Source organism: Undibacterium sp. 5I2 (genome assembly GCF_035019605.1).
Taxonomy (GTDB): Bacteria; Pseudomonadota; Gammaproteobacteria; order Burkholderiales; family Burkholderiaceae_D; genus Undibacterium.
The window spans coordinates 57308-83047 of sequence record NZ_JASJVS010000013.1 but is presented as its reverse complement, the minus strand read 5'-3'; the positions used below and the strand labels follow the sequence as shown (position 1 = coordinate 83047).

Sequence of the window (25740 nt, the reverse complement as noted above, 5' to 3'; positions counted from 1 at the left end):
GCCGCCCATGATTTACGAAAAAGAAATGGCAGAAAAAAAACCTATTGATGTGTCCGAAATAACTTGACCACTACACTACCCTTTTGCGACAGCCTCTGAAGGCCGGGGTTTCAAACGCTAGTCAGATTTTTGATGAAATGATCGGCAACTTTGATGCGCATGTGAAGAATTTCTCACTGCTGTATGAGACAGCTACCGCCCCCTGTCTTTCGCCCACGTACGATATCGTCGCCTACTCCGGGTATCTTGCTGGTGAGGGGAATGGATTGAAGTTCTTCCCTGATAGCAAAGAACGTGAAAAATTGCTTCCGGCTATAGTTCGCAGACTTGCCAATTTTCTTGGCATTCCTGAGAAAGCCTTATCCAAGGTCATAGCAGATACGGTAAGTACCGCCGTAGCGAAATGGCCTAAAGCGATTCGTCGCTCAGAATTGTCACGACTGCAAAAAATAAATTTGCTGACGCATTTTAAACATAACCCAAGTGTTGAAGCACTACGGAAAAGAAAAAAAGCCGCATGCTTACGGGGCCGTCCTGACCTGGAGTTGCCAGACTAAACCGGGGAAGCGCAGATTTAATCCAAGCGGTTTGTTCGTCGCCACTGAGGCGCACTGCTGCGTTGCCTTTCATTGCATCCTCATTGGCAACGGACAATTCCACAGCGATTAAATCTGCGCTTCCCTAGGCTTACATCACCGACTAAGCCAAAGGTTGACCAAGCCTAATGGCACAATGCGGCCTCACGGCTGACACTTGGGTCGCGCTCAAGATCGATGCCATCCATATCATACAAGGGGGGACTGGCGCATGAAGTCAAGCAAGGACTGTTGATTGCCGCTCAGTCGCGCAAACATGGCCTGAGAGAGTACCACGCCCACCGCTTGACCGTGCACGGTAATGCTTTGCGGCCCTTCACTGGCGGCACACTTAAGTACTTCCGATAACTTGGCTTTGGCGTCTTGCATTTGCCAGATAGGCATCATCAAGCTCCCTATTTCATTATTCTGACTATATAGCTCATCGAGAGTGGAAAAAATCTGCCACAGTGTCGTACACCCCGCCCCCTTCTGATTACGGCAACACGCGCTGCACCCGATCAAGTTCAAGCTTTGCCAAGCCTGCACCGTGTTTGCTCAAATAAGCCAACAGCGCTTCGAGATCACTGCCGATCAATTGGCGTTCGCGGCCCTGCTTGAATACGTCAAAGCCATCGCCGCCGCCAGCCAGAAAGCTATTGGCGACGACCGAATAAGTGCGTGTCACGTCAAGCGGCACGCCGGCAATTTGCACCGCACTGATCCTTTGTTGCGGCTCTGCTTGTGGGTTCCAGCGATACCGCAAATTCGCGGCGGAGAACAGTTTTTGCGGTTGTTCCGGTAATTTCATTTGCTGTTCGAGTAAGTCCTTGATCTGCGCCCCGCTCAATTGCATGCGTACCAGTTGGTTGTTGAATGGCTGGGTCGCGTACACGTCGGCATAACTGATAGGCGCACCGGCCGGTAAGTCGGCGCGGATGCCGCCGGCATTCATGAAGGCCAGATCGGTCGGACCGTGTTGCTGTGCGTAGTCTAATTGGGCATCGGCAATCACATTGCCGAGCGCACTGTCGAAGTTCTGCCCGCGCGAAGCACGCAGAATCGGCTGGCTCAAACTGGCTACCGGACGTAAGCGCAGTGTCGCGGTTTGCGCCGCCACCTGCTCGACCAAGGCTTGCGCTTGCGGGTCGGGCGTGATCGTGGTCTGGTCAATCAAATGGTTGACGGCGGAACTGGCAATCACACGATGCTGCCGGCGATCTATGGTCAGGCTGGTTTCGGTCAGGTAAGCGCCGGCGCTCAAGCCTTGCACCAGCAAGTGGCCATCACGCTTGCACGTGTAGGCTTGATGGGTATGGCCGGAGACGACCAGGCTGATAGCCGGATCCAACTCTTTACTGATGGCCAGTAAAGGCCCTTGCAAACCCGGGCACAGATAACTGGGATCGTTGGCCGGACCGGGATACTTGGCACCTTCGTGTAGCAACACGACGATGGCGTCGACCCCTTGTTTTTGCAATTCCGGCACGTAACGATTGATGCTGGCCGCTTCCGGTGCGAAACGCAAAGCGGCCACGGCATCGCCGGCTACCAGTTGCGGTACCGTGGCCGTCACAGCACCGATAAAGCCGATGCGGACATCGCCGACCTGGCGTATTTGATACGGTGCGAGCCAAGGCTCAGTGCTGCCCTGGGCATGGATATTGGCAGCCAAATAGCTGAACTCAGTACCATGAAAATCGCGGTAGGCACACACGCCGGCCGGACACTCGCCGTTAATTTTGCGCTGCAATTCAGCCGTGCCGGCGTCGAATTCGTGGTTGCCGACCGCACTCAGGCTGAGACCAAGTCGGTTCATCGCCAGCAGCGTCGGTTCATCCTTGAGCAAGGCCGAGCCCATCGGTGCGGCACCGATCAAATCACCGGCGGCAACGACGATGCTGGCATCGACGGCTGCGCGTCGTTGTTTGAGCTTGGCGGCCAAATAGGCATAGCCGCCGGCCGGTATGGCCGCTGCGGTGCCGGCTGCGGTGGAATCGCCGGGCTTGGCCAGGTAAGGCAGGGGCTGGCTCGCTTGTAAATTGCCATGGAAATCATTGATGCTGAAAATCGTGACGGTGCGCAAATCGCCTTGGGCGCTGGCACTGGCACACAGCGCCAAACTGAAAGCCAAGCCCAAGCAAGTACGTGAAGAAAACATCTGGCCTGCTCCTTGATTAAAAAATCAAACAAAAAAGGTCTGCAACACGCGCCGCGTGGCAGACCTTGAAATCAACGTTCCCCATGTCAAACCGACGTCGTGCCAGCACGACGTCATGTTATCGCATCAGGTCAGAAATCTGCCGACACAGTAACGGACGTAAAGCGTGGCGCACCCAGATAGTAAAACACGCTTTTGCCGCTGGCGGTACCGTAAGGCAGTGCATTGGTGATGTTGAAGCTCGATGGATCACGGTACTGCTTGTTAGTGATATTGCTGACATTGAGACGAATGGTCGGCTTTTTGAAAATACCGGCATTCGGGAACTGGTAACCGGCATCAAAGTCGAGCAAAGTGTAAGCCGGAACCAATTCATCATTGGTCATGGTGGCCCATTGTTTGCCGGTGAATTTGGCTTTCAAACGGGTATACCAGGCACCGGTTTCATATTGCGCACTCAAGCCGGCTTTCCAGTTCGGTGTCAGCGTCATCTGTTTGCCAGCCGTCGGCAACACGGCCGTTGAACTGACGATCAGATTGTCTTTGATTTCGGTGCTGATGTAACCGAGCGAGCTGTAGAACGACCAGCCGTTGACGGGAGTATTACCCAATTCCAGTTCGACACCTTTGGCACTGACCTTACCAACGCTGGTCAGGCTGCTTAATTGCGTGGTCGGATCATAGGCAGTCGCTTGGCGATTGCGGAAGTCGACTGCATACACGGTGGCTTGGGCCGTGATTTTGTCATTCTGCAGACGGTAGCCGAGATCGAGGTTATACGAGGTTTCAGCCTTGACATCGACTGGCAAGCTCGCGGTACCGGCAGTCGGGCCGGTGGTGGCGACGACTACGTTACCCGAAGTTTGGTAGATGAAATTCGGCGGCGCTTTCATGTTCTTGGCCAGGCTGGCGAAGACTTGGTTGTTGTTGTCGATCTGATACTTGAGACCGAATTGCGGCAGCAATTCGGAGTAAGTACGTTTGATATTGTAGGTGTAACCGGCTTGGTTGATGGCACCGGCTGCAGTGGTATTGCTGGCACTGGAATTGGTGATGCCTTCATTGGCGTAGTTGGTGAAGTCGCGCTTCATGGTCGGCGCACGCAAGCCAATGTTGAGGCTCAGTTTGTCATTGAGCAGGCTGATCGTGTCTTGGGCAAAGAATTGGTAAGCCGTGCTGATGGTTTTCGAATCACGCGCTTGGAACGGTGTGCCGTCCGGGCGCAGGATCAGGCCCTGTTTGAGCCAGATATCAGTAGGACTGCCGTTGGCATTGACCAAGTTCATCGGTCCGTATTGGTCTTGGGTCGCGCGTTCGATCCAGAAACCAGCCAACAATTGGTGGTTGTCGTGGTTATGCAATATCGAGGCAGTGATGCCGGGACGATTAGTGCGCGTCACACTGCCGCTGGCAACGATGACCTTGTCTTTGGCATCGCCATCACCGTTCAAATCGACCGAAGCAGTATTGGTATGGGTGGCAGAATTGAGGAAGGTGCCCTCATTCTGCAAACGTTGCTGCACACCGCCGGTGCCATAGCCATACCAGTAGTAAGGCAGGATTTTGATGTCGGTATTTTCGCCGATACGGAATTTAGCCGTGACTGAGGCGATGATGTTTTCAAACGGGTTTTGTGTCAGCTTGTAATACGAATCGGCATTGGCTTGATTGACATCGCTGCCGGCCGTGCCTGGTGTGGCGGCGCTGTGACCGATGAAGCTGGTCGAATAATCGTAAGTGTAACCATTCTTGGCCAGATCGGCCAGGTTGAAGGTGCTGATGTTTTGGTTGATGGCGCGGTTGTAGAGCAACGTACCGTTGATCGAGTTGAAGCGATCAAAATCGGTACGGAAGCCGATATCGACGTGCTTGCGATCCGCACCGCCCTGGCCTTTGAATTTGTCGGCCATCGCTTGCGAGGCGGAAACGAAAATGCGGGTTTTACCATCGGCCAACAGGCCGGTGTCATAGCGCATGTAGGTTTTCCACATATTGAGTTCACCCACCGTTTGCATGACGCGGAAATTCTTTTCCTTGGACGGATCACAGGTGGTGATGCCGATGATGCCGCCGGTCGCGCCGATTTGTGGTGAATCAACGTCGGTCGAACCTTGTGTCACGAATTGGGTGCAGGTATTTTCTTGGTCGACGAATTCTTGTGGGAACACCGAGAAGGAACCGGAATCATTGACTGGCACGCCGTTGATGGTCAGGCCGATTTGATCGCTGTTAAAGCCGCGCAGTGTCAAACCACCGCCGAACAGACCGGTCGCATCGTAGTTGTAGCTGTTTACCGAAGGCATGAGTTCCAAGGCTTGGTAAGCATTGCCGGTCGGACGCAGTTTCGTCAATTCTTCGGCATTGATGGTGCTGCGTGCTTTTGGCGCATTTTCTTGCACCATCAAGCCCATGCCGACTTTTTTGCCGGTGATGGTGACTTGTTTGGAATCGACCGGATCGTTATTGCTATCGCTTTGCTGCGCATACGCCGGGCTAAAGCTCAGACACGCCAATTGGCAGGCGACGGCCAGCAGCGATAGACGCGGCTTGAACGTCGACGAGATGGTGGATTGTTTCATGAACTGCTCCTGATGAATGACGGAAATAAATAAAATCGGTAAAAACCTGGGCCGGGCTCAGGCCTTAAATGGTGCTTGCGTCCATCGTTACGCGAGAAAAAATGTGGACGCGCAATCGTTTGCTTTTTTTCGCAAAAAAAAGCACAGGCTCGAACTTTCATCACTACGGAGCTCGAACAATGAACGGACTGATTCATAAGCCGACGCAGTGTTACATTAAATTATGAAGGGTTGATGACACAAGCGGCGGGGGTGCGCAGGTGTGAAAAAAACGCCACACAGGGCATTTTTTTCGGTCGAACGGTAAGGAGATTTACGGCAATGTCGGGGATTTCATGCTAAGAAAGTGCTTCAAGGCTCTATCCCCTCAAGGATACGACACCGGCGTGATGCCTTTGACATTGCTACGATAAGGCGCGATGGCCGTGGCCGACAGCCCTTTCGAGTGGAGATACAAGGGCATGACTTCGGGCAAATGGCGCGTAATGGCAGCAATCCGGCTATCGCCGGCCGGATGGGTAGACAACCATTGGGGCGGCGCGCTCTTGTTGACCATCGCCATTTTTTTCCACAACACAACACCGGCGCGCGGATCGTAACCAGCCCGCGCGGCCAAGTCGAGGCCGACCAGATCGGCTTCGCTTTCATCTTGGCGCGAAAATGCCAGCATGCCAACATTGGCGGCCTTACCGGCCAGCGCCCCGGCCAGATACGGGTCATAACCTTTGACGCTGGCGACCACTTCGGCCACACGCACACCGAAATTCGCCACCACCGCTTTGCCGGCACGTTCGGCACCATGCTCGCGCAAGGCGTGGGCGATTTCATGGCCCATCACGATGGCGACTTCATCGTCGCTGAGTTTGAGGGTATCGAGGATGCCGGTATAGAAAGCGATTTTCCCACCCGGCATGCAATACGCATTAACTTGTTTCGACGCAATTAAATTGATTTCCCATTTCCATCCGGAAGCGCGCGGGTTCCAGCGCTCGGTGTAGGGAATGAGTTTTTGGGCGATCGCCCGCAAACGTATAACTTGTTGATTGTCATCGGGGCCGAGCGCGCGTTGTTGCTGCGCCTGCCCTATGGTTTGGGCATACTGGGCAGCCGCTTGTTTTTCCAAGGTGCCGGTTGGTGCCAGCTTGCGAAACATCGACATATTGCCGACTTTAACGCCGTCGTCAGCGGCGCGCTCCTGCGCCAGTGCGGTAGCACCGAACTGCCAAGCGGCCAGCCCTATCAGCAGAGAAGTCGAGCATTTCATCATGAATCCATCATAGTACAAAGCAGTGTTTGAGATGCTGCCGATATGGCGGTTTTAAAGGGACTGCACGCGTTTCGGCGAAGGAAGCTTACGCAAACGAAATACCGCCAAACTGCCACGCCAGTTCGGTAGCCAGGTCACCGGTTTTCCCTCATGCAGCGCGACACATTCCATGACTTCCAGCCCGACTTCCTGCGCCAGATCGGAAAAATCATAGATCGTTGCACAGCGCACATTCGGTGTGTCGTACCACTGGTATGGCAGACTTTTCGACACCGGCATCTTGCCCATCAACAGCGCGGTTCGGTGCGGCCAGTAACCGAAGTTCGGGAATGAGACGATGGCTTCGCGTCCGACCCGCGCAATATCACGCAACAGCGGTTCGACATGCTTCATCATTTGCAACGAGGACAGACACAGCACGGTGTCGAAGGCATTGTCATCGAACATGCCGAGGCCATTTTCCATATCCTGCTGGATCACATTGATGTGGCGACGGGCGCATTCGAGCACTTTGTCGTCGGCGATCTCGATGCCATAGCCATGGCAGGCGCGGTCGGTTTGCAAATAGTCGAGCATCACGCCGTCGCCGCAACCGACATCGAGTACTTGGGTCTGTGGTTTGATCCAATCGGCAATGAAGGCGAGGTCAGGACGCAGACGGCTTAATTCAGAAAAATTCATGTCGGCTTTCCAGCCACCTCAGTGGCAATGCGCGCAAAATACGCGGCGATGAGATTCAGGTAGCGCGGATCGTCGAGCAAAAAAGCATCATGCCCGTGTGGCGCATCGATTTCGGCATAACTGACGGTGCGTTGGTTACTCACCAAGGCGCGCACGATTTCGCGGCTGCGCTCGGGCGCAAAGCGCCAGTCGGTGGAGAACGAGACCAGCAAGAATTTGGCGGCAGTCTGGGCCAGCGCGCGCTGTAAGTCGCCGCCGGTATGGCGGGCCGGGTCGAAGTAATCGAGTGCCTTGGTGATCAGCAGGTAGGTGTTGGCATCGAAATAGTCGGAGAACTTGTCTCCTTGATAGCGCAAATACGATTCGATTTCGAAGTCGACGCCAAAGCCGAATTGGTAATCGTCAGATTTCAAATCACGGCCAAATTTTTCCGCCATATCGTCATTCGACAGATAGGTGATGTGACCGATCATGCGTGCCACCCGTAAGCCATTGCGTGGCACCACACCATGGGCGTAAAAATCACCACCGTGAAAATCGGGATCGGTCAGAATTGCCTGACGCGCGACATCATTGAAGGCGATGTTCTGGGCCGATAATTTCGGCGTCGAGGCAATCACCACGCAATGTTGTAAACGCTGTGGATACAGAATGCTCCAAGCCAGCGCCTGCATACCACCAAGCGAGCCACCCATGACGGCGGCGAATTGAGCGATGCCGAAGCGGTCGGCCACGCGGGCCTGGGCATTCACCCAGTCTTCCACCGTCACCACCGGGAAATCGGCACCATAGGGCTTGCCGCTGGCAGGATTGATATGCATGGGGCCGGTGGAACCGAAACACGAGCCAAGATTATTCACGCCGATGACGAAGAAATGATCGGTATCAACCGGTTTGCCGGGTCCGATCATGTTATCCCACCAACCGACGTTTTTTGTTTGCTCGGGATAATAGCCGGCCACATGGTGCGAGGCATTGAGTGCATGACAAATCAACACCGCATTCGACTTTTCAGCATTGAGGGTGCCGTAAGTTTCTATCATCAAGGTGTAAGCGGCAAGGACGGCACCGCTCTGCAGCGGCAGCGCTTCTTCAAAGAACCACGCTTGTGGCGTGACCGGACCGACCGATTGAGGTGAAACAGACATACACACTTCCATCGAGAAATTCTCGTTTAAAAAAATTCAAGGAAGGCTAAAAGGGGGACTCGATGGAAGCCATGCAAGCTCGCTTTAGCCGTATTTATGGTCCGGACAAGGTCCGAACTGCGCCCGCAAGCTGATTTTCAAATCGGCGCAATCTTTCGAGGATAACCAAATCAGCGGCAGCCGTCAAACACTATGCATGCGGCCAGACCGATTACAGCGCCGCGATTTCGCTCTCGGCCTCAGCCAGCGCCATGGCCGCCAGAGTTTCACGAATCAGTTGCGGTTCGTAGCTACGCAAGATTTTTTTGACATAGGGTTCCAGCACCGACAAATTGGTATTGAGAATCGCTTGTTTAATTTCCGGCAGCAAAGCAGCCGGCATCGACAGTTCGCGAAAGCCCATGCCGATCAACAAGCGCGTCAGGCGCAGATCGCCGGCCATGCCACCGCAAATAGAGACCGGAATCGCGGCTTTTTTAGCGGTACTGACGATAGTTTGCAGCAGCAACAGTATAGCTGGATGCAAGTCGTCGTAAAGGTGGGCCACTTCATGATCGGCCCGGTCTATCGCCAGCGTATATTGGATCAAATCATTGGTACCGATGGAGAGAAAGTCGAGCTTGCGGATGAACAGTGGCAGCGCCAGCGCCGCCGCCGGAATTTCTATCATCGCACCGATAGGAATGGCGCGGTCATAGGGCTTGTGTTCGGCATCGAGCGCTGCTTTGGCCTGGGCGATCAAGGCCAAGGTTTGATCGACTTCAAAACTATGCGCCATCATCGGGATGAGGATTTTTACCGGGCCAAACACCGAAGCGCGTAAGATCGCTCGCAATTGCGTGAGGAATAATTGCGGTTCCGATAAGCAATAGCGAATTGAACGCAAACCCAGCGCCGGGTTGAGTATCGAGTGATCGTTGGCGGTCAAGGGTTTGTCGCCACCGACGTCGAGCGTGCGGATCGTCACCGGCCGCCCTTTCATGCCTTCGACGGCACGCCGATAAGCGAGAAATTGTTCTTCTTCGGTCGGCAGCACATGTTCATGGCCGCTGCGTTCCATAAACAAAAATTCGGAGCGGAACAAGCCGACGCCGGCGGCCCCGGCTTCGAGCGCCAACGCGGCGTCTTCGGGCATTTCTATATTCGCCAGCAAGCTGATTTCGACCCCATCTTGGGTAATGGCCGGGGTTTTTTTCAGCTTGCCGAGTTTTTTTCTCTGCTTTTGCAGCCGCAGTTGGCGTTCCCGGTACTGTTCCAGCACTTGCGAAGTCGGGGCCACGATCACGACGCCGGCATCGCTGTCGATGATGAGCCAGTCATCTTGGTCGATCAATTGCGAAGCATTGCCCATGCCAACTACGGCAGCAATGCCAAGGCTACGCGAGACAATCGCAGTATGCGAATTTTGGCCACCCTCGTCGGTGACAAAGCCGGCAAAGGCGGCATCGCGAAACTGCATCATGTCGGCCGGCGAAATATCGCGCGCGACCACGATCATATTGGCACTGCGCTCATCGATGCCCTCGGCGCGTGGTACGGCGTGTGCGCTGCCGGTCAAGACTTTGAGCACGCGTTCGGCGACTTGCTGAATATCGGCTTTGCGTTCGCGCAGATATTCATCTTCAATTTCATCGAACTGGGCCGATAATTCATCGACCTGAGTCACCAGCGCCCATTCGGCATTGTAGTGGCGGCTGCGGATAATATCGAGCGGGGCTTCCGACACCATAGGGTCAGACAGAATCAGCACATGGACGTCGATAAAGGCACCGAGTTCGGTCGGCGCATCGGCCGGCAAATCGGCCCAGATCGCTTGCAATTCTTTATGCACCTCGGCCAACGCCGCCTGCAAGCGCAATACTTCGGCTTCCACCTGCTCTTGGGCAATCAAATAATGTTCGACATCAAGCGCAGCCGGTCGCAGCAGATGAGCGCGACCAATCGCAATGCCGCGGGAAACCGGGATGCCTTGCAATGTAAATGATGCCATGCCGAGTCTCCCTAAGTTGCAAATATACTTAATGAATTAATAAAAAGGCAATCTTGTTATTAATTCTACCACGGTTGCGTCATTGACCGAGTCGAATGCTTATTCGCCTTCGCCAAATTTGTCACTGATCAAGGCTTGCATGGCTTCCATGCATTCCAGCTCGTCGACACCTTCGGTATCGAGCATAATTTTACTACCCTTGCCGGCAGCCAACATCATGACGCCCATGATGGATTTGCCGTTGACGCGGCGACTGTTGCGTGTCACCCAGACTTCGCATTTGAATTTGCTGGCGGTTTGCGTGAATTTTGCTGAGGCACGCGCGTGCAAGCCTAATTTATTAACGATTTCGATTTCTTTTTGAATCATGCTTTGCTTTCTAATTCGATGGCGTGAGATGGCCTCAGTGAGATGGCCTCAAGCAGACTTTTACACCATGACCACGCATTTATGCAACACCATTGCGCGCCAAGCGCGCAGTCAGTTCATTCAATTCGGCCCCAAGCGCACCCGGTTATCGATGCGCAGCGCACCATTTTGCCCGCCGGCCAGCGCCATTTCCACCACCACATCGAGTACATCGCTGCGGTAAGTGATGGCACGCAACAACATCGGCAAACTGATGCCGGCGATAATCGCCACTTGATCGGGCTCACCCAAAGCGCGGCAACAATTCGATGGCGTGCCTCCCATGATGTCGGTCATTACCAGCACGCCCGAACCGTCATTGAGTCGTTCGACGGCGGCACGCGCGAGTTGATTGACTTCATCGGTGTTTTGATCAGCCTGCACATCGATGGCTTCGAGCCGTTCCGGCCGGCCACGAAACACATGGGTGGCAGCGGCAATGAAGGCCGATCCCAGCGGCGCATGCGTCATCAATAAAATGGCAACCATAGTAATTTCTCTGTCTGCAGACGCGCGCTGCGTCTGCCTGCGCTACATAAAAAATTTAGCCCGCCGCCGCCTCGGTGAGGGCGACTTCGAGCGCATCGATGAACATGGCGGCCACATCAAAGCCTTTTTGCGTAGTAATTTCCTGGAAGCAAGTTGGACTGGTGACATTAATTTCAGTCAAACAAGAACCGATCACATCCAATCCTACCAGCAACAAGCCCTTTTGATACAGTTCCGGTGCTAAAGTCTGTGCAATCTCAAGATCCCGCGCCGACAATTCTTGCGCCACACCAAGGCCGCCGGCGGCCAAATTGCCACGTACTTCGCCGTTCTGTGGAATGCGTGCCAGTGCAAACGGCACCACTTTCCCACCGATCAGCAGGATACGTTTGTCACCGTCAACGATTTCCGGAATATAGCGCTGTACCATGATGGTCCGGCTACCGTTCAAGGTCAGGGTTTCGATGACGGAGCCGAGATTCATTGCATCGGCGCGAATGCGGAAAATCCCGGCACCGCCCATGCCATCGAGCGGCTTGAGGATGATATCTTCGTGCTCACGCTGGAAGTCGCGGATACGTTGCTCGTCACGCGTCACCAAGGTCGGGGTGGTAAATTGGCTGTACCCGGTGATGCTGAGTTTTTCATTGTTATTGCGAATCGCCGCCGATTTATTGAATACTCTGGCACCGGCACGCTCGGCGATTTCCAGCAAATACGTGGCGTAGATGTATTCCATGTCAAACGGTGGATCTTTGCGCTGCAACACGGCATCGAATTCACTCAAGGCCAGCGTGACCGCGGCGTCGGCGCGGAACCAGTCGTGTTCATCGCCGGTCAGGGTAATGTGGCGAATACGCGCTACCACTTGGCCGCTTTCGAGCGCCAAATCTTCCGCACCGAAGGCATACACGCTGTAGCCACGCCGAGCGGCCTCGCGCATCATGGCGAAGGTAGTGTCTTTATACGTCTTGAACTGCACCAGCGGATCAGTCAGAAATGCAATTTTCATAGCCATACTCTGCAAGAAGGCCGGGAAATCCCGGCGCGATTAATAAATTTCCGGATTCGGATCAGTTCTTTCCATTTCCAGCGAGGCCGCCAACAAAGCCAAGCGCGCCACCACACCGTACAAGTAAAAACGGTTAGGAGTGGCCGCGCCCGGTTTGGCCTTCACATCCGGTACCGCAGGCTGCTGCGCAAAGGCCAGCGGCACAAAGTGCATGCCCGGCGCATTCAGATTTTCATCGACACCACGACCGGCATGAAAGCGATAAAAGCCGCCGACCACATAGCGATCGATCATATACACGACCGGTTCAGCCACGGCATCTTTGATCTGTTCAAAAGTATAAACGCCTTCTTGAACAATCACATCACGTACTTCCATGCCAACTTTGATCACCGACATGGTGTTGCGCTGCGTGCGATCAAGATCACGAACTTCACTCGCATCATGCACCGTCATGATGCCCATGCCATAAGTGCCGGCATCGGCTTTGACGATGACAAAGGGTTTTTCTTTGATACCGTATTCTTTGTATTTTTTGCGGATTTTCGCCAACACGGTATCGACCGCAGCGGCCAAGGCATCTTCGCCGGTGCGTTCTTTAAAATTCACCCCAACCACTTTGATGAAGTAGGGATTCAACATCCACGGGTCGATATCGACCATTTTGGCGAACTTTTTGACCACTTCATCATAGGCTGAAAAGTGATTGCTCTTGCGCCGCAGGGCCCAACCGGCATGCAAAGGCGGCAATAAGGTCTGTTCGTTGAGGTCTTCCAAAATGCCTGGTATGCCGGTCGACAAATCATTATTGAGTACAATTGTACACGGGTCGAAATTTTCCAAGCCGAGCCGGCGACCGTTGGGTGAACGAATCAGCGGTTCGAGTATCAATTGGCTGCCGTCTGGCAAGTCAATCGGGGTAGGTTCAGTGATGTCGGAGGACAAGGCACCGAGGCGGACATTGAGGCCAGTCTGACGGAAAATCTGCATGGTCCGGGCAATATGTTGCAGATAACAAGGGTTGCTGGTGTCGTTTTCCGGGATCAGCAACAAGTTTTTCGCGTCGGGACAATATTTTTCTATCGCCGCCATCGCCGCTTGCACGGCCAAGGGCAGCATTTCAGGGGCGAGATTATTGAATCCGCCCGGAAACAGATTGGTGTCGACCGGCGCGAGCTTGAAGCCGGCGTTGCGTAAATCGACAGAACAATAGAAGGGGGGCGTGTGCTCTTGCCACTCCAAGCGAAACCAGCGCTCTATCGCCGGTGTTGCTTCGAGTATTTTTTTTTCTAAATCGAGCAGAGGCCCGTTCAAAGCCGTGACCAAATGCGGAACCATATTGACCTTTTAGATGTTGCTGCGTGCAGCGCTGGTGCAGGCCGAATAACGGCCTGCCGCTGTCTTGATGACTGTGCTAAGTTGGGATGAAAGTGCCAGAATCAAGACGTGCTTGGCAATAAACCTACGCTGCAGAGGGAGATTTGGCCAGTAAATCGAAGTGCTCGACCACCGGTGCTGCGGCGAAAAATGGGCCGACGATGGCGCGCCATTGGCTGAATGCTTCTGATTGCCGGAAATCAACAGTGTGATTTTCCAGCGTGGCCCAGTAAATCATCAGCACATAACGTTCCGGCGACTCAATGCCTTTATTGATTTTAAAACCACAAAAACCTTCCGCTTGAGCGATCACTTCATTCGCTCCGCGTTGTATGGCCAATTCAAAAGCGGCTTGCTGGCCGGGTTGAATGCGTATATCGGCGATTTCCAGAATCATGATGAGTTTCTTCAGAGTGATGGTAAAAATAAGGATGACGTCGTCTTTTTTCCCTTACCCCATATTATTGCACTGAATCATACCAAACCTCGATCGCTTAATTCTTTTTTCAGATAAGCATAGAACACCGGTGCTGCCACCAAGCCGGGCACACCGAACAGGGTTTCAAACACCAAGATCGCGGTAAGCAACTCCCAAGCGCGCGCATTCACCTGTGCGCCAATGATACGGGCATTGAGAAAATACTCGGCCTTGTGAATCAAAACCATGAATAACAAAGAGCTGATGGCGATGTTGAGAGAATGCGACAAAGCAATGATGACCAGCAAAGAATTCGAGACAATATTGCCGGCAACAGGAATCAAGCCGGCCAAGAAAGTGATGGCGATCATGGTCTTGGTCAGCGGCAGATGGACCCCGGACAGTGGCAGAATCACTAACAAATAGATGGCGGCCAGCACAGTATTAATAAGGGAAATTTGTACTTGGGCGAACACGATTTTTTCAAACAAGAGGCTGAGGTTTCTCAGTCTTTGCAATAAGGCGGCCGCAAACGGCTTGGCTTGACCATCCCCATTCATGTCGCGCAAGGCCACCAGGACGCCGATAATCATACCTAGCAACAAGTGCACTAACAAATGACCGGCTTCCGGCACGATCAACTTCGCTTCACTGGCATGTTCACGCAACCACAGCGTGATCATTTCCTGCAGCGCCACGACATCATCAGGGAAGTAAGTACTGACCCACTCCGGCACTTGGCTGCGCGAGGCGTCAATGATGTCGGCCAAGCGTTGCAACAGATTATGCAAATTGCCGCTGTCACTGCGCAAAAACACATGAATGCCCCAAATACTGACGACCAGCGCGGCCATCAGCAGCGCCGACAGCAAGGCCACCGCAATCATGCGCGGCTGGCGCCGGCTGAAGCGGCGCGCGATCAGCGGTGCCGTGCGGTGGATGGCCGAGAACATCAGTAAGCCGGAAAACAAAGCCACCAGTAAGCCGGCTTTGAGCACCAGCAACAGCGCCAGTGCCGCCAGCAGATAAGAAGCCGTGTCGGCGTGACTGAGTTTGCTATTGTTCATAAGAAATTATAGGAAATTATTTGAGTAAGCCGGATAAGCCGAGCACCGCACCGAGCAGCAAGGCCAGCGTGGCGAGTAAGGCGATGATGAAACCGGGTCCGCGCTTAGCCGCATCTTGCAGATACGCGCGCGCATACAGGATACGACCGCACACCCAGACCGCCCCGGCTACTGCGGCCGCATGATCGCTGTACCAGATCGCACACAGCCACAAGGCGGGTAAAAACAAGACTAATTGTTCCACCGTATTGCCCTGTACCCGCAGCGCGCGCAAAAAACCGTCCGGCCCGACCATCGACGGTGCCGGTACCGCGTGGCGTTTGCGCGCCTTACCCACTTCGACCACGGTCCAAAAGTACAGGCCACACACCGCGACGGTGATCCATGAAGTCCATAATACGGTCATGCGTACTCCCTTGCTTCGTTGGCACAGTGTGCCAACGTTGAAAAATTCAGTTGATGTTCTAATATAAGGGCAAGGAGAGCATCCGCAAGAATGCGCTTGATACATATATTTACATATCCCTTGTCTACTTTTCGGGAACTTCAAACGTTATGTAGGTACTAATCGCTGACAACTTGCATCGAGGTATACAATGAAACTCACTTTGAAACAACTTTCTATCTGCACCACGCTGTTGGGCCTGAGCCTGACTCTCCCTGTAGCCCATGCCGCGGACTTCGAAGATTATGCGCGTGTCACCAAGGTTACGCCACAAGTGGAACAAGTTAATGTACCACGTCAGGAGTGCCAAACTGAATACGAAAACGTGCAACGGCCACAAGAACGCAGCAATGCCGGCGGTTTGCTCGGCGGCTTAGCCGGTGGTTTGCTCGGTAGCCAAGTCGGCGGCGGTAATGGCCGCATTGCCGCCGCCGCCGCCGGTGCCATCACCGGTGCGCTGGTCGGCGACCGTATGGATAACAACGGTAGCGGCGGCCAAGGCGGCTACGAAAGTCGTCCGGTGCGTCAGTGCCGCAATGTCGACAGCTGGCAAACCCGCAATAACGGCTATGCCGTGACTTATGAGTACGCCGGCCGCTCGTACACTTCCGTGATGCCTTACGATCCAGGTTCACGCTTACGTCTGCATATTTCCCTGACTCCGCGTCCTTGAAATTCGCAAAAAAGCCACTTAAGTGAAAAAAATGCCGCTGTATGCGGCATTTTTTTCGTCATTATTGCTAAAAAACAAGTTTAAACACCCTGTATAGTGAGGGGGAAAATTGTAGTTTATAGTATTATCTGAGCCGACCCCCCGCTAACGTTGCGTCTACAGCCAATGAAAAATTTATTCAAGAAATATGGTTTGCTGGTATGGCTGTCCCTGATCCTGATGTGTGGTTTTGTCAGCACAACGCTGGTCGGCTTCGTCGTTTCGCGCGATATGCTGCAACAGACGCTGTCGGAACAAACCCTGCCGATCACGGGTGACAATGTCTATTCTGAAATCCAAAAAGATATTCTGCGGCCGGTGTATGTGTCGTCACAAATGGCGCATGACACCTTTGTGCGCGACTGGTTGATCAGCGGCGAAGAAGATAAAGAGCAGATCGCCAAATATCTCAAAGAAATCAAGTTCAAAAACAACGCTGTGGCGAGTTTTTTGGTCTCTGATCTCAGTCATAATTATTATAATACTAACGGTAATTTTAAAACCATCCATCAGGAAGAACCACGCGACGCGTGGTTTTACCGCGTCAAGGCGCTGAAAACCGCCTACGAAACCAATGTCGACGTTGATACGGCCAATCATGATGCGATGACGATTTTCATCAACCACCGCATCCTTGATTACAACGGTAAATTTATCGGCGTGACCGGGATAGGTTTGACGTTTGATTCCATGAAGCAACTGATTGATCGAAATCAAGAACGTTTTCACAGCACCATTTATTTTGTCGACAACAAAGGCAAAATTGCGCTTGCGGGCAGCACTAAGAAAAACCGCGACACCAATTTAAGCGACATCGATGGTCTCGATCAACTTGCCCCGCAAATTTTGGCAAACCGTAGCTCGCTGCATCTCGACTACCAAAATAATGGCAACACAGTACTGCTCAATGCCCGTTACATTCCGGAACTGGGCTGGCATTTATTGGTGGAGCAAAGCAGCGATACCAGCGCCTTGCAACAGATATTTTGGATTAACCTGGCCATTGGGGCCGCCATCACTTTGCTCATCACCATCATGGTTTGGCTGACGGTGCGGCGCTACCACGCACGCTTGGAAAAATCAGCCAGTACCGATACGCTGACCAAGCTGATGAACCGCCACGCCTTTGATTTCATTTTTCAGCAAGCCCTGCTCGACAGCGAGCGTTCGCGTCAGCCTATGTGTGCGGTGCTGATGGATATCGATTTTTTCAAGAAGGTGAATGACAAGCAGGGACACCTGGTCGGTGACCATGTTTTGAAGGAAATCGCGGCAATCGCCAAGCGCTCGTTGCGAGAAAGCGACGTCATCTGTCGCTGGGGTGGCGAGGAATTTTTGATTTTGTTGAAAAATTGCGGCTTGGAAAAAGCGACCTCGATTGCTGAAAACTTACGCAATACCATTGCCAACAATGATTTTTCCCGCACCACCGATCTGACCCGCACGCGCTTAGCGATTACGGTCAGCATGGGGGTGGCCGCCTGTCGCGATAATGAAACGGAAGACAGTGTGTTTGAACGGGCCGATCAAGCGCTGTATCAAGCCAAAGAAAACGGCCGCAACAGCGTCTATTTTTCCGAATGAGGCGGTGGCACTTTTTGTGCCGCCAGCGCCAGCGTCGGGGCAGTGAAGGCGCGATATAACTCGCCGGCCACGCTATCCCAGCCATAGAGCGCGGCTTGCTGCTGCTCCACGGTCTGCATATCACCACGCGCAATCGGCCCGCTCAGCGCCGCTGCCGGGCCGAGCGCAAACACATTTTCAAGTGCACGTCGGGCTAGCGGTGCCGCCATCGCCTGCGCCATCTCGGCACTGATCCCAGCGGCTTGATAGCTGCGCATCGCAGTTTCCAGCAAGCTGACCAGGTAATTGCTGGCAAATACAGAGCCGGCGTGATACAGCAGTTTGCTGTCGGCACGGATCTCCACTGTCTGCGCGCCGATGCGCTGCAAGGCCGGTTTCAGCACGGCCAGGGCGCGCGCTGCACCTTCGATGCTGCAAATGGTGCCGGCAAAATCGGCCGCGACCGCCGCCGGATCGGCAAAACTGCGTACCGGATGGATGCTGGCAATAGCTGCACCACAATCGGCCGCCGCTGCCAAGATGCTCGAAGGTTTTGCCCCACTACAATGAAACACCACACTCTGCGGAGTGAGCAAGCCTTGTTGGGCCAGCATTTCGCAGCTGTGCACAATTTGGTCATCGGCCACGCTTAACATCCATACCTCTGCCGTTCGCAATTGCGCGGCGTTGGCCAAAGCCGCGCTGGCGGTCACGCCGATGAAGGCCGCCGCTGCCTCAGCGCTGGCTTGGCTGCGATTCAGTATTTGCTCTACAGAAAATACCTGGTGTTGTTGAAATTGCCGCGCTAAAGTCCGCCCTACCGCACCGGCACCGAGTATGTGCAATCGTTTCATGCCGCCGCCTTATCGGGAAAGCTGCGCAAACCGGGCAGGTCGAGGATGGTGATGCCACGATAATCGATGGCCAGTAAATTTTGCTTTTCCAGTAATTGCAGCGCCTGATTGGCGCGTTGTCGCGACACGCTGGCGATATAGCCGATTTCTTCTTGCGAGATCAATAGTTGCATACCAGCACCTGGATTGAGGTAAGGATGGAACATCGCGGCCAAACAGCGCGCGACGCGGGTATCGGGATCGAGCATGCGTTCATATTCGAGCAAGGAAATGAACAAGCCCAAACGCTCATTCAATTGATTGAGCATGAAGCGATTGAAAGCAATGCTGTGATCGAGTAAGTAATTGAAGGTGGCTTTTGGCATATACGCAACGTGGGTGTCGCGCAAAGCCATGACGTCATAACGTCGGGGCTCACTCTTCAGTAAGGAGCCCTCGCCGAACCAACCGCCGGCCAACATGCAACTGAAGGTCACGGTCTTTCCTTCCGGTGAAACGCTGCTCATCTTCAAGAAACCATCGAGCGCCCCCATCCAATACTCGACTTTGTCGCCCTTACGGCAGGCATAGCCACCGGCCGGTATGAAGCGTTCAATGACATCGGCTTCCACCTTACGGCGTTGCTCGGGCGTCAGTAAGCCGGCCCATATCGTATTGGAAAATCTTGCTGGCGTATCACTATCCATTTTGGCCTTCCTTCTCGGGCTTGCATTGTATGCCAGTCTGCGTGCCCAAGATGAACGGATTAAATGTTGCTTAGCGTAAAAAAAATATACCGCGCTGGTTTATTTTTGTTGTATTGTCGAATAATCGTCACACTTACTGGCAAGAAACTCGTAGGAGTTCCCCTATTATGCATCTCTCTGCACTCAAAGTAAGCGCGCGCTTGTCGCTCGGTTTTTCTCTGGTTCTGCTGTTACTGTTGCTCATAGTTGGCATCGCGGTGCTGCGCTTGGATACGGTAAACAAAGAGGTGGAGCATATCGTCAACGATATGATTAAAAAAGAAAATCTGTTCTCTGAATGGTCGGCCAGCACCAACCTCAATGGTGCCCGCACCATGCTGGTGGTCGAATCGAACGATCCGCTGCGTCAACAACAAGTCGAGGCATTGATCAAACAAACCAGTGCGCGCATCAGCGAAATTCAACTGGCACTGCAGGCATTCGACAACAATGCCGAAGAAAAGCGCTTATTTATGGCCATCGGCGCGCAAAGAAAAATTTATCTGGCGGCACGCACGCGCATCTTCGAAGAAAAGAAGCAGCAGCCTGACCAAGTACATATACTGATGAGCAAGCAGCTGGAACCGGCGCTCAATGATTATGTCGCCAGCATCAAAACCCTGTCGCTCTATCAAAGCAGCGCCATCGAAGCTTCCTCGCTGGCCATGCTGGCACAATCGCATACGGCACAAATGATGTTAGCCGTTTTAGGCGCGCTGGCGATAGCGCTCGGTAGTGTGATTGCGATTCTCATCAGCAAGAGTATCCGCCAACAACTGGGCGGTGAACCGAGTTATGCGATACGACTGGCCGATCAAATTTCTGCCGGCAATTTGAATGAGACCATCGCCCTGCGCGTCGATGATGAGAAAAGCATGTTGCATGCATTGAAAAGCATGCGTGACAGCATCGCTGATATTGTTACTGAGGTACGTAGCGGCACCGATGCGATCGCCGCGGCATCGAGTCAGATTGCCAGCGGCAATCTCGATCTGGCCAGTCGTACCGAACAGCAAACGGCCGCGCTCGAACACACGACGCAAGCGATGACGACTCTGACGCAGGCGGTGCAAGAAAATGCCGCGCATGCAAGCCAAGCTAATGGCTTGGCGCTGACGGCAGCCGAGGTGGCGGTGAAGGGTGGTCAAGTGGTGAATCAAGTGGTCGAGACCATGAGTGCGATCAATGCTTCCTCGAAAAAAATCGTCGACATTATCGGGGTCATCGACGGTATCGCCTTTCAAACCAATATTTTGGCTTTGAATGCGGCGGTCGAAGCGGCGCGCGCCGGCGAACAAGGGCGTGGATTTGCGGTGGTAGCGGCGGAAGTCCGCACTTTGGCGCAACGTTCAGCCAGTGCCGCCAAAGAAATCAAGCACCTGATCGGTGACTCGGTGGAAAGGGTTGATGCAGGCAGCCAACTCGTCGATGAGGCTGGCACGACCATGCAGGAAATCGTCACCAGCATTACCGGTGTCACGGCCATCATGGCCGAGATCAGCCGCGCCAGCCGCGCACAAAGCGTCGGGATTGAAGCCGTCAATTTATCGGTGCACGATATCGATCAAATTACCCAGCACAACGCTGCTTTGGTCGAAGCCGCCGGTGCCGCGGCCGTCTCATTGGGACAGCAAGCCGATGCCTTATTACTCGTGGTCAGTCGCTTTCGTTTGCGAGCTTAGCGCCGGCTCACCAGTGGCGGTGATGATGCTCGCCGCCGTAACCATGGTCGTAACCACGGTCATAAGCATAAGCCCAAGCCGGTGCCACGTACACCGGTCCCGCCAGCCGTGGCCCCGGCACATACACGGCGCAACCGCTGGTACTCGCCGCGACCAGCACGACGGCAAACACAGCACTGAAAATAACACGCATGATGAACTCCTTATCCATTCCACCGCCGCAAATGCGACGGTATACACAGTTAACCGTTCAACGGGGCGCAAGGTTGACAAGAATGGATAAGTATTTGTTGCTGGTCAGCTAGATTCTTTGATCAAGCGTCCAGCGCTTTTTTGAATCGGCCGCGCATTCATCGGATACAGACGATTGAAAATCGCCAATTGTTCCGGCGAAATTTCTACCGGATCTTTCATGACTAACCACAACACACCCTCGGTACAAGGCGGTGTCGTCAAGGAACCCATGTAAGTATAGTAATCATGGTTAGACGGCAAAATTTGCTTGATATCGAGTGCCGCTAAGCCAGCTTGCGGATCATTTTTCTCCAGCGGCAGATTATTCCAGACTTGCTGTATCAGGTTCTGCGCTTTGCCACGCTCCAGCAACACCGCCACCACGGCTAACTTGCCATCGACATCCTTGTGCACCAAGTGCACGACCATTTCAAAATTTTTGCCGTTGACGCGTTCTTCCGAAGGTTTATGGAAGTGGAATTGCACCAGTTCATAATTGCGCCCCATCACGGTGATGTAGTTTCCGGCACCGACATTGACTTGTATGGTGTGGCCATTATCGAGCACATTGAAACCACTGGGTTTGTAGTCGAAAGCGATGGGGTCGAGATTCACCCGTATGCCATCGCGGATATCGATCGGCGACTGCCGCTCGCCGCTGTCGCATTTGGCATTGGCCGGGCTGAGCTTGCCCCAATTGAGCGGCGCGCCTTCGCCCAAGTAACTCCAATGGGCCGCCTCATGGCTGGCGAGCGCACCGACGAGTGCGGCATTGGCCTCCATCTCCGGCGTTTTAGCTTTCGGTGCTTCGACTTTCTTGATCGCGTAATTGCGTGCCGGCCGCACCGCCGCACGCGCGGCGGCATCGTCTTTTTCTTTGCGCAACACGGCCAAGCGATCGGCAATTTTGGCCGCCAGCTCATCGGCCGCCAAGGCTTCTTTAGCGGCATCCTTGGCTTCTTTGGATTCCTTACTCTCCTTGCCTTCCTTTCCAGCCGATTTGCGCCCCTCCTTCTCTTTCGACGACGAGGCCGAGGCGGCACTATCTTCTTTGGCCGATGCTTGTTTAATCGGCTTGGATGGCGGTGCTGAAGAGCTGCTATCGTTGGCAAATGCCGAGCAGCTCAGCAACAGGGACAATAAGAGGGGAGAAGAGTGGCGCATAGTCAAACCAAATGAGAGTAAGTACACCGGTTACGGCAAATCCGGCTTCAAACTTGAATATAAAATAGGTATTTTTGTTACCAGCTAGAAATTACAAAGAAAGCAAACGCGCTTTGGCGCGCGCATACTCCGCCGCGAAGCGCGCCACGATCTCGGCGACCGTTGGGGCATCGTCCATCAAGCCTACCCCTTGCCCGGCACCCCAGATATCGCGCCAGGCTTTGGCCGGCTTCCCGCTGCCGCTGCCGAAATCCATTTTGCTCTTGTCGGCCAAGGGTAAATTTTCCGGATCGAGACCGGCAGCGATGATCGATTGTCGCAAGTAATTACCATGCACGCCGGTAAACAAGTTGGTATAGACGATGTCAGCGGCCGTTGCTTCGAGGATAGCTTGACGATAGCCTTCGTCGACATTTGCTTCCGGCGTGGCCAGCCAACGTGAGCCGATATAGGCTAAATCAGCACCCATGGCCTGCGCTGCAAGAATCGCATCGCCCGTGGCAATGGAGCCCGACAAAGCCACCGGCCCGGCGAAGAATTTGCGCACTTCACCGACCAGCGCGAACGGCGATAAGCCACCGGCATGGCCGCCAGCACCGGCGGCCACCAAGATCAAGCCATCGACCCCGGCTTCGAGCGCCTTGTGGGCGTGACGAATTGAAATCACGTCATGTAAGACGATGCCGCCGTAACTGTGAATCGCCGCCAGCATTTCTTGCGGCGGTGCGCGCAGAGAGGAAATAATGATAGGTACGCGATGACGTACACAGACCTCGACATCATGTGCCAGCCGGTCATTGGATTGATGGACGATTTGGTTAACCGCAATCGGTCCGACCCGTGCGCCAGGATGTTCGGCAGCAAAGCTGGCCAATTCCTGTTCCAGACCACTGAGCCAACTGTCGAGCAACTCGGCCGGGCGCGCATTCAAGGCTGGAAATGAACCGACGATGCCGGCTTTACATTGCGCCGCTACCAGCTTGGGTCCGCTGGCGATGAACATGGGTGAAGCGATTACCGGGATGGTCAAATTTTGCAATACTGGCGGCAAGCGTAGTGTCATGAAAGCGTTCCGGTGACGGGTTGAGTAGGGGTTCAGGCGGTATCAATGCCTGTTATGATGGTAGCAGAAAACTTTTGCGGCCGCCGCGCTGCCCACTTTCAGTGAGAAAGCAAGCACATGACTTACCAGTGTTTCGATTTGAGCATAGAAGAAAAAATCGCCCATCTGCATTTCAAACGTGGCGCCGAATTCAATACCATGCAGCCGGTATTTTTCCGCGAACTGAGCAGCATTCTCGACACCCTGCAGCGCCAGGCGAGCGCACGGGTTCTGGTGATTTCATCGAGTGGTAAACATTTCACCGCCGGCATGGCGCTCGATGTGTTTACCAGCGGCAGCATGAGCCTCGATGATCAGCAGGCGGTCGGGCGCGCCAACATCGCTTTGTTGCTACAAGAAATGCAAGCGAGCTTCAATCAAATTGAGGCCTTGCGCATGCCAGTCATTGCCGCTATTCATGGCGGCTGCATAGGCGGTGGCGTCGATCTGATTTGCGCTGCCGATATACGTCTGGCCAGCAGCGATGCTTTTTTCTGTATCCAAGAAATTAATATCGGCATGACCGCCGATCTCGGCACCTTGCAACGTTTGCCCAAGCTGATACCGGAAGGCATCGTGCATGAAATGGCCTACACCGGGCGGCGTTTGCCGGCCGCGCGCGCACTCGCGGTGGGTCTGGTCAATGAAGTCTTCGCTGATCAGGCCGCGATGCTGAGCGCAGCCATGCAGATGGCCAAGGAAATCGCCGCCAAACCACCGCTGGCAATTTGGGGCAGTAAACAAGCGATTCATTACGCCCGCGATCACTCGACCCATGATGCCTTGCAACAAATGGGCTGGTTACAATCGGGGATATGGCAAAGCAGTAATCTATTGGAAGCCTTTATGGCCAAACAGCAAGGCCGGCCCGCGCAGTATGCCGATCTGCCCGCCTTGCAGGCTTTAAGTCAGTCCGATTACCAACTCAAATAAGAACTCAAACACTGCTGACGAGACACTGACCATCGGCAACGGCAACACCGGCGCGCAGCAATTGCGCGACCAAGAGCGGCAGTGCCATATCCGGTGACAGACCCAGCAAGTGCAAGGCCGCTTGCATGCTGCGGCATTGGTGCAGAAAATTGAGGATCAAAGGAAAATCAAGCCGGCGTCGCTCGAGCAAGAGAAACGCCAGCATTACCTTGAGGGCATTGAGGGCGTTGCGTTTCGGATCGGCTTCCAGGTAAGCCAGGCGCTGCTCAGCCCGCGCCAGCGCCGCTGTCACATCGGTAAATACCGGTCCATGGCCGGGAATAACCAGACGCACATCGAGCGTACGGATCACTTCCAAAATCGCCGCCTGTTCGGCGAAACCGGATTGGCCTTCGAGTTCAGGAAAAATAACGCCGAAACCATTTTCCCACAGGGCATCGGCAGAGATCAACAAGCGCTGTTGCGCTTGATAAAAAATCAAGGCATGCGCGTCATGACCGGGGGCAGCGAGGACATCCCAGAGCATATCGCCGAGCAATAACTGATCGCCGGCGGCGATACCGGCATCGGCGCAAAAGCGTGCGCATTGCTGACCGGTGGCGGTAAACGATAGCGCCGCCTGATCCCAATTTTGCACCGCGGCTAACTCTGCGGCCGGAATCAGGGTTCGGCATCCATAGCGCTGTTGCACAATAGCATTGCCACCGCAGTGATCGGAATGTAGGTGCGTATTCACCAGCAAGTCGAGTTGACGCCCCTGCAAAGCATGTTCGAGCAAGGCCAGCGTTTGCGGCGCATGACTGAGATAGGCGCTGTCAACCAGAGCGCAGCTGTGCTCAGACAGGAACAGGATGTTGTTGGAAGAGAGCCAGCCGCGTTCCCATACCTGCATGCCAGGCGGCAAATCGGGTACGCTGCTGCGTGACGTCGACACCGGCGTTAAAACATGCGTTGTTTAACTTCACGCCAGATATGGCGTTTGCTATCGTCATTCGCGCTGCCCCAGGCTTTGAGCTCATCGATGGTACGAAAACAGCCGGCGCACCAAGCTTTTTTCTCATCCATACGGCACACGCCTATACAGGGCGAGGGGATGGTCGGGCGCGCGTCATCGGCGAGCGCATCGGGATCATAATCGTACAAAATACTCATGC

At 54.0% G+C, this 25740-nt stretch carries 26 protein-coding genes; 5 read left to right on the top strand and 21 right to left on the bottom strand.

The features are described from left to right. Positions 1–83: 83 nt before the first annotated feature. Positions 84–557, top strand: coding sequence for a HipA domain-containing protein (locus QN359_RS07050; protein WP_322250409.1), 474 nt, complete (start codon positions 84–86; stop codon positions 555–557). A 228-nt stretch (positions 558–785) separates the two neighbouring features. Here QN359_RS07050 and QN359_RS07045 read toward each other — a convergent pair whose 3' ends face one another. From QN359_RS07045 to QN359_RS06980, 14 genes are all read right to left on the bottom strand, one after another. Beyond that, positions 786–983: a type II toxin-antitoxin system Phd/YefM family antitoxin gene (locus QN359_RS07045; RefSeq protein ID WP_323493563.1), complete on the bottom strand. Its 198-nt coding sequence runs from the start codon at positions 981–983 to the stop codon at positions 786–788. 88 nt (positions 984–1071) lie between these two features. Next, complete coding sequence (locus QN359_RS07040) at positions 1072–2736, bottom strand: bifunctional UDP-sugar hydrolase/5'-nucleotidase (RefSeq protein WP_322250407.1); 1665 nt, start codon at positions 2734–2736, stop codon at positions 1072–1074. Positions 2737–2867: 131 nt separating this feature from the next. Then, positions 2868–5315: a TonB-dependent receptor gene (locus QN359_RS07035; RefSeq protein ID WP_322250406.1), complete on the bottom strand. Its 2448-nt coding sequence runs from the start codon at positions 5313–5315 to the stop codon at positions 2868–2870. Between the two features lie 367 nt (positions 5316–5682). Then, positions 5683–6579: a M48 family metallopeptidase gene (locus tag QN359_RS07030; RefSeq protein WP_322250405.1), complete on the bottom strand. Its 897-nt coding sequence runs from the start codon at positions 6577–6579 to the stop codon at positions 5683–5685. A 54-nt stretch (positions 6580–6633) separates the two neighbouring features. Further along, entirely contained in the window at positions 6634–7263 is a 630-nt protein-coding gene (metW, locus tag QN359_RS07025; protein WP_322250404.1) for a methionine biosynthesis protein MetW, read from the bottom strand. Then, positions 7260–8411, bottom strand: a complete 1152-nt coding sequence (metX, locus tag QN359_RS07020; RefSeq protein ID WP_322250403.1) for a homoserine O-succinyltransferase MetX — start codon at positions 8409–8411, stop codon at positions 7260–7262. Before metX ends, metW begins: the two co-directional genes overlap by 4 nt. A gap of 211 nt (positions 8412–8622) precedes the next feature. Continuing rightward, positions 8623–10401 (bottom strand): phosphoenolpyruvate--protein phosphotransferase, encoded by a 1779-nt coding sequence (gene ptsP / locus QN359_RS07015; RefSeq protein WP_322250402.1) that lies wholly within the window; start codon positions 10399–10401, stop codon positions 8623–8625. A gap of 99 nt (positions 10402–10500) precedes the next feature. Continuing rightward, entirely contained in the window at positions 10501–10770 is a 270-nt protein-coding gene (locus QN359_RS07010) for an HPr family phosphocarrier protein (protein WP_322250401.1), read from the bottom strand. A 120-nt stretch (positions 10771–10890) separates the two neighbouring features. Beyond that, positions 10891–11298, bottom strand: a complete 408-nt coding sequence (locus QN359_RS07005; RefSeq protein WP_322250400.1) for a PTS fructose transporter subunit IIA — start codon at positions 11296–11298, stop codon at positions 10891–10893. 55 nt (positions 11299–11353) lie between these two features. Beyond that, positions 11354–12310, bottom strand: coding sequence for a glutathione synthase (gshB, locus tag QN359_RS07000; RefSeq protein ID WP_322250399.1), 957 nt, complete (start codon positions 12308–12310; stop codon positions 11354–11356). Between the two features lie 39 nt (positions 12311–12349). Next, positions 12350–13648, bottom strand: coding sequence for a glutamate--cysteine ligase (gshA, locus tag QN359_RS06995; protein ID WP_322250398.1), 1299 nt, complete (start codon positions 13646–13648; stop codon positions 12350–12352). 124 nt (positions 13649–13772) lie between these two features. Continuing rightward, positions 13773–14084 carry an antibiotic biosynthesis monooxygenase family protein gene (locus QN359_RS06990; RefSeq protein ID WP_322250397.1) on the bottom strand — a complete coding sequence of 104 codons (312 nt, stop codon included), beginning with the start codon at positions 14082–14084 and terminating at the stop codon, positions 13773–13775. Between the two features lie 77 nt (positions 14085–14161). After that, a complete protein-coding gene (locus QN359_RS06985; protein ID WP_322250396.1) occupies positions 14162–15172 on the bottom strand; it encodes an AI-2E family transporter in 1011 nt (336 codons plus the stop codon). 16 nt (positions 15173–15188) lie between these two features. Further along, on the bottom strand, positions 15189–15578 hold the full coding sequence (locus QN359_RS06980; protein ID WP_322250395.1) for an MAPEG family protein: 390 nt from the start codon (positions 15576–15578) through the stop codon (positions 15189–15191). Positions 15579–15768: 190 nt separating this feature from the next. Between QN359_RS06980 and QN359_RS06975 the strand changes: the two genes are divergently transcribed. Together QN359_RS06975 and QN359_RS06970 are read left to right on the top strand one after the other, a co-directional pair. Beyond that, the gene (locus QN359_RS06975) at positions 15769–16290 is read left to right on the top strand and encodes a glycine zipper 2TM domain-containing protein (protein ID WP_322250394.1); all 522 of its coding nucleotides are present in this window, start codon (positions 15769–15771) and stop codon (positions 16288–16290) included. A 165-nt stretch (positions 16291–16455) separates the two neighbouring features. Further along, entirely contained in the window at positions 16456–17913 is a 1458-nt protein-coding gene (locus tag QN359_RS06970; protein WP_322250393.1) for a sensor domain-containing diguanylate cyclase, read from the top strand. Here the strand turns inward: QN359_RS06970 and QN359_RS06965 are convergent. Next, positions 17898–18746 (bottom strand): DUF2520 domain-containing protein, encoded by an 849-nt coding sequence (locus QN359_RS06965; protein WP_322250392.1) that lies wholly within the window; start codon positions 18744–18746, stop codon positions 17898–17900. The genes QN359_RS06970 and QN359_RS06965 overlap by 16 nt on opposite strands. Further along, complete coding sequence (locus QN359_RS06960; protein WP_322250391.1) at positions 18743–19432, bottom strand: Crp/Fnr family transcriptional regulator; 690 nt, start codon at positions 19430–19432, stop codon at positions 18743–18745. The genes QN359_RS06965 and QN359_RS06960 overlap by 4 nt, the downstream gene beginning before the upstream one ends. A 167-nt stretch (positions 19433–19599) precedes the next feature. On the opposite strand from QN359_RS06960, the gene QN359_RS06955 reads away from it, so the two are divergent. After that, the gene (locus tag QN359_RS06955) at positions 19600–21153 is read left to right on the top strand and encodes a methyl-accepting chemotaxis protein (RefSeq protein WP_322250390.1); all 1554 of its coding nucleotides are present in this window, start codon (positions 19600–19602) and stop codon (positions 21151–21153) included. Positions 21154–21160: 7 nt separating this feature from the next. Here QN359_RS06955 and QN359_RS06950 read toward each other — a convergent pair whose 3' ends face one another. From QN359_RS06950 to QN359_RS06940, 3 genes are all read right to left on the bottom strand, one after another. Continuing rightward, entirely contained in the window at positions 21161–21346 is a 186-nt protein-coding gene (locus tag QN359_RS06950) for a hypothetical protein (RefSeq protein ID WP_322250389.1), read from the bottom strand. A gap of 104 nt (positions 21347–21450) precedes the next feature. Further along, the gene (locus QN359_RS06945) at positions 21451–22551 is read right to left on the bottom strand and encodes a carbonic anhydrase family protein (RefSeq protein ID WP_322250388.1); all 1101 of its coding nucleotides are present in this window, start codon (positions 22549–22551) and stop codon (positions 21451–21453) included. Between the two features lie 91 nt (positions 22552–22642). Further along, complete coding sequence (locus QN359_RS06940) at positions 22643–23614, bottom strand: nitronate monooxygenase family protein (RefSeq protein ID WP_322250387.1); 972 nt, start codon at positions 23612–23614, stop codon at positions 22643–22645. A 117-nt stretch (positions 23615–23731) separates the two neighbouring features. Between QN359_RS06940 and QN359_RS06935 the strand changes: the two genes are divergently transcribed. Beyond that, positions 23732–24586 carry an enoyl-CoA hydratase-related protein gene (locus QN359_RS06935; protein ID WP_322250386.1) on the top strand — a complete coding sequence of 285 codons (855 nt, stop codon included), beginning with the start codon at positions 23732–23734 and terminating at the stop codon, positions 24584–24586. 4 nt (positions 24587–24590) lie between these two features. On the opposite strand, the gene QN359_RS06930 is transcribed toward QN359_RS06935, so the two are convergent. Together QN359_RS06930 and QN359_RS06925 are read right to left on the bottom strand one after the other, a co-directional pair. Next, on the bottom strand, positions 24591–25478 hold the full coding sequence (locus QN359_RS06930; protein ID WP_322251054.1) for an MBL fold metallo-hydrolase: 888 nt from the start codon (positions 25476–25478) through the stop codon (positions 24591–24593). Positions 25479–25525: 47 nt separating this feature from the next. Next, entirely contained in the window at positions 25526–25738 is a 213-nt protein-coding gene (locus QN359_RS06925) for a DUF1289 domain-containing protein (RefSeq protein ID WP_322250385.1), read from the bottom strand. Positions 25739–25740: the final 2 nt, after the last annotated feature.

Coding starts and splice junctions, on each gene's coding strand:
- QN359_RS07045 (WP_323493563.1), bottom strand. CDS start 983: ATGATGCCTATCTGGCAAATGCAAGACGCCAAAGCCAAGTTATCGGAA.
- QN359_RS07040 (WP_322250407.1), bottom strand. CDS start 2,736: ATGTTTTCTTCACGTACTTGCTTGGGCTTGGCTTTCAGTTTGGCGCTG.
- QN359_RS07035 (WP_322250406.1), bottom strand. CDS start 5,315: ATGAAACAATCCACCATCTCGTCGACGTTCAAGCCGCGTCTATCGCTG.
- QN359_RS07030 (WP_322250405.1), bottom strand. CDS start 6,579: ATGAAATGCTCGACTTCTCTGCTGATAGGGCTGGCCGCTTGGCAGTTC.
- metW (WP_322250404.1), bottom strand. CDS start 7,263: ATGAATTTTTCTGAATTAAGCCGTCTGCGTCCTGACCTCGCCTTCATT.
- metX (WP_322250403.1), bottom strand. CDS start 8,411: ATGTCTGTTTCACCTCAATCGGTCGGTCCGGTCACGCCACAAGCGTGG.
- ptsP (WP_322250402.1), bottom strand. CDS start 10,401: ATGGCATCATTTACATTGCAAGGCATCCCGGTTTCCCGCGGCATTGCG.
- QN359_RS07010 (WP_322250401.1), bottom strand. CDS start 10,770: ATGATTCAAAAAGAAATCGAAATCGTTAATAAATTAGGCTTGCACGCG.
- QN359_RS07005 (WP_322250400.1), bottom strand. CDS start 11,298: ATGGTTGCCATTTTATTGATGACGCATGCGCCGCTGGGATCGGCCTTC.
- gshB (WP_322250399.1), bottom strand. CDS start 12,310: ATGAAAATTGCATTTCTGACTGATCCGCTGGTGCAGTTCAAGACGTAT.
- gshA (WP_322250398.1), bottom strand. CDS start 13,648: ATGGTTCCGCATTTGGTCACGGCTTTGAACGGGCCTCTGCTCGATTTA.
- QN359_RS06990 (WP_322250397.1), bottom strand. CDS start 14,084: ATGATTCTGGAAATCGCCGATATACGCATTCAACCCGGCCAGCAAGCC.
- QN359_RS06985 (WP_322250396.1), bottom strand. CDS start 15,172: ATGAACAATAGCAAACTCAGTCACGCCGACACGGCTTCTTATCTGCTG.
- QN359_RS06980 (WP_322250395.1), bottom strand. CDS start 15,578: ATGACCGTATTATGGACTTCATGGATCACCGTCGCGGTGTGTGGCCTG.
- QN359_RS06975 (WP_322250394.1), top strand. CDS start 15,769: ATGAAACTCACTTTGAAACAACTTTCTATCTGCACCACGCTGTTGGGC.
- QN359_RS06970 (WP_322250393.1), top strand. CDS start 16,456: ATGAAAAATTTATTCAAGAAATATGGTTTGCTGGTATGGCTGTCCCTG.
- QN359_RS06965 (WP_322250392.1), bottom strand. CDS start 18,746: ATGAAACGATTGCACATACTCGGTGCCGGTGCGGTAGGGCGGACTTTA.
- QN359_RS06960 (WP_322250391.1), bottom strand. CDS start 19,432: ATGGATAGTGATACGCCAGCAAGATTTTCCAATACGATATGGGCCGGC.
- QN359_RS06955 (WP_322250390.1), top strand. CDS start 19,600: ATGCATCTCTCTGCACTCAAAGTAAGCGCGCGCTTGTCGCTCGGTTTT.
- QN359_RS06950 (WP_322250389.1), bottom strand. CDS start 21,346: ATGCGTGTTATTTTCAGTGCTGTGTTTGCCGTCGTGCTGGTCGCGGCG.
- QN359_RS06945 (WP_322250388.1), bottom strand. CDS start 22,551: ATGCGCCACTCTTCTCCCCTCTTATTGTCCCTGTTGCTGAGCTGCTCG.
- QN359_RS06940 (WP_322250387.1), bottom strand. CDS start 23,614: ATGACACTACGCTTGCCGCCAGTATTGCAAAATTTGACCATCCCGGTA.
- QN359_RS06935 (WP_322250386.1), top strand. CDS start 23,732: ATGACTTACCAGTGTTTCGATTTGAGCATAGAAGAAAAAATCGCCCAT.
- QN359_RS06930 (WP_322251054.1), bottom strand. CDS start 25,478: ATGCAGGTATGGGAACGCGGCTGGCTCTCTTCCAACAACATCCTGTTC.
- QN359_RS06925 (WP_322250385.1), bottom strand. CDS start 25,738: ATGAGTATTTTGTACGATTATGATCCCGATGCGCTCGCCGATGACGCG.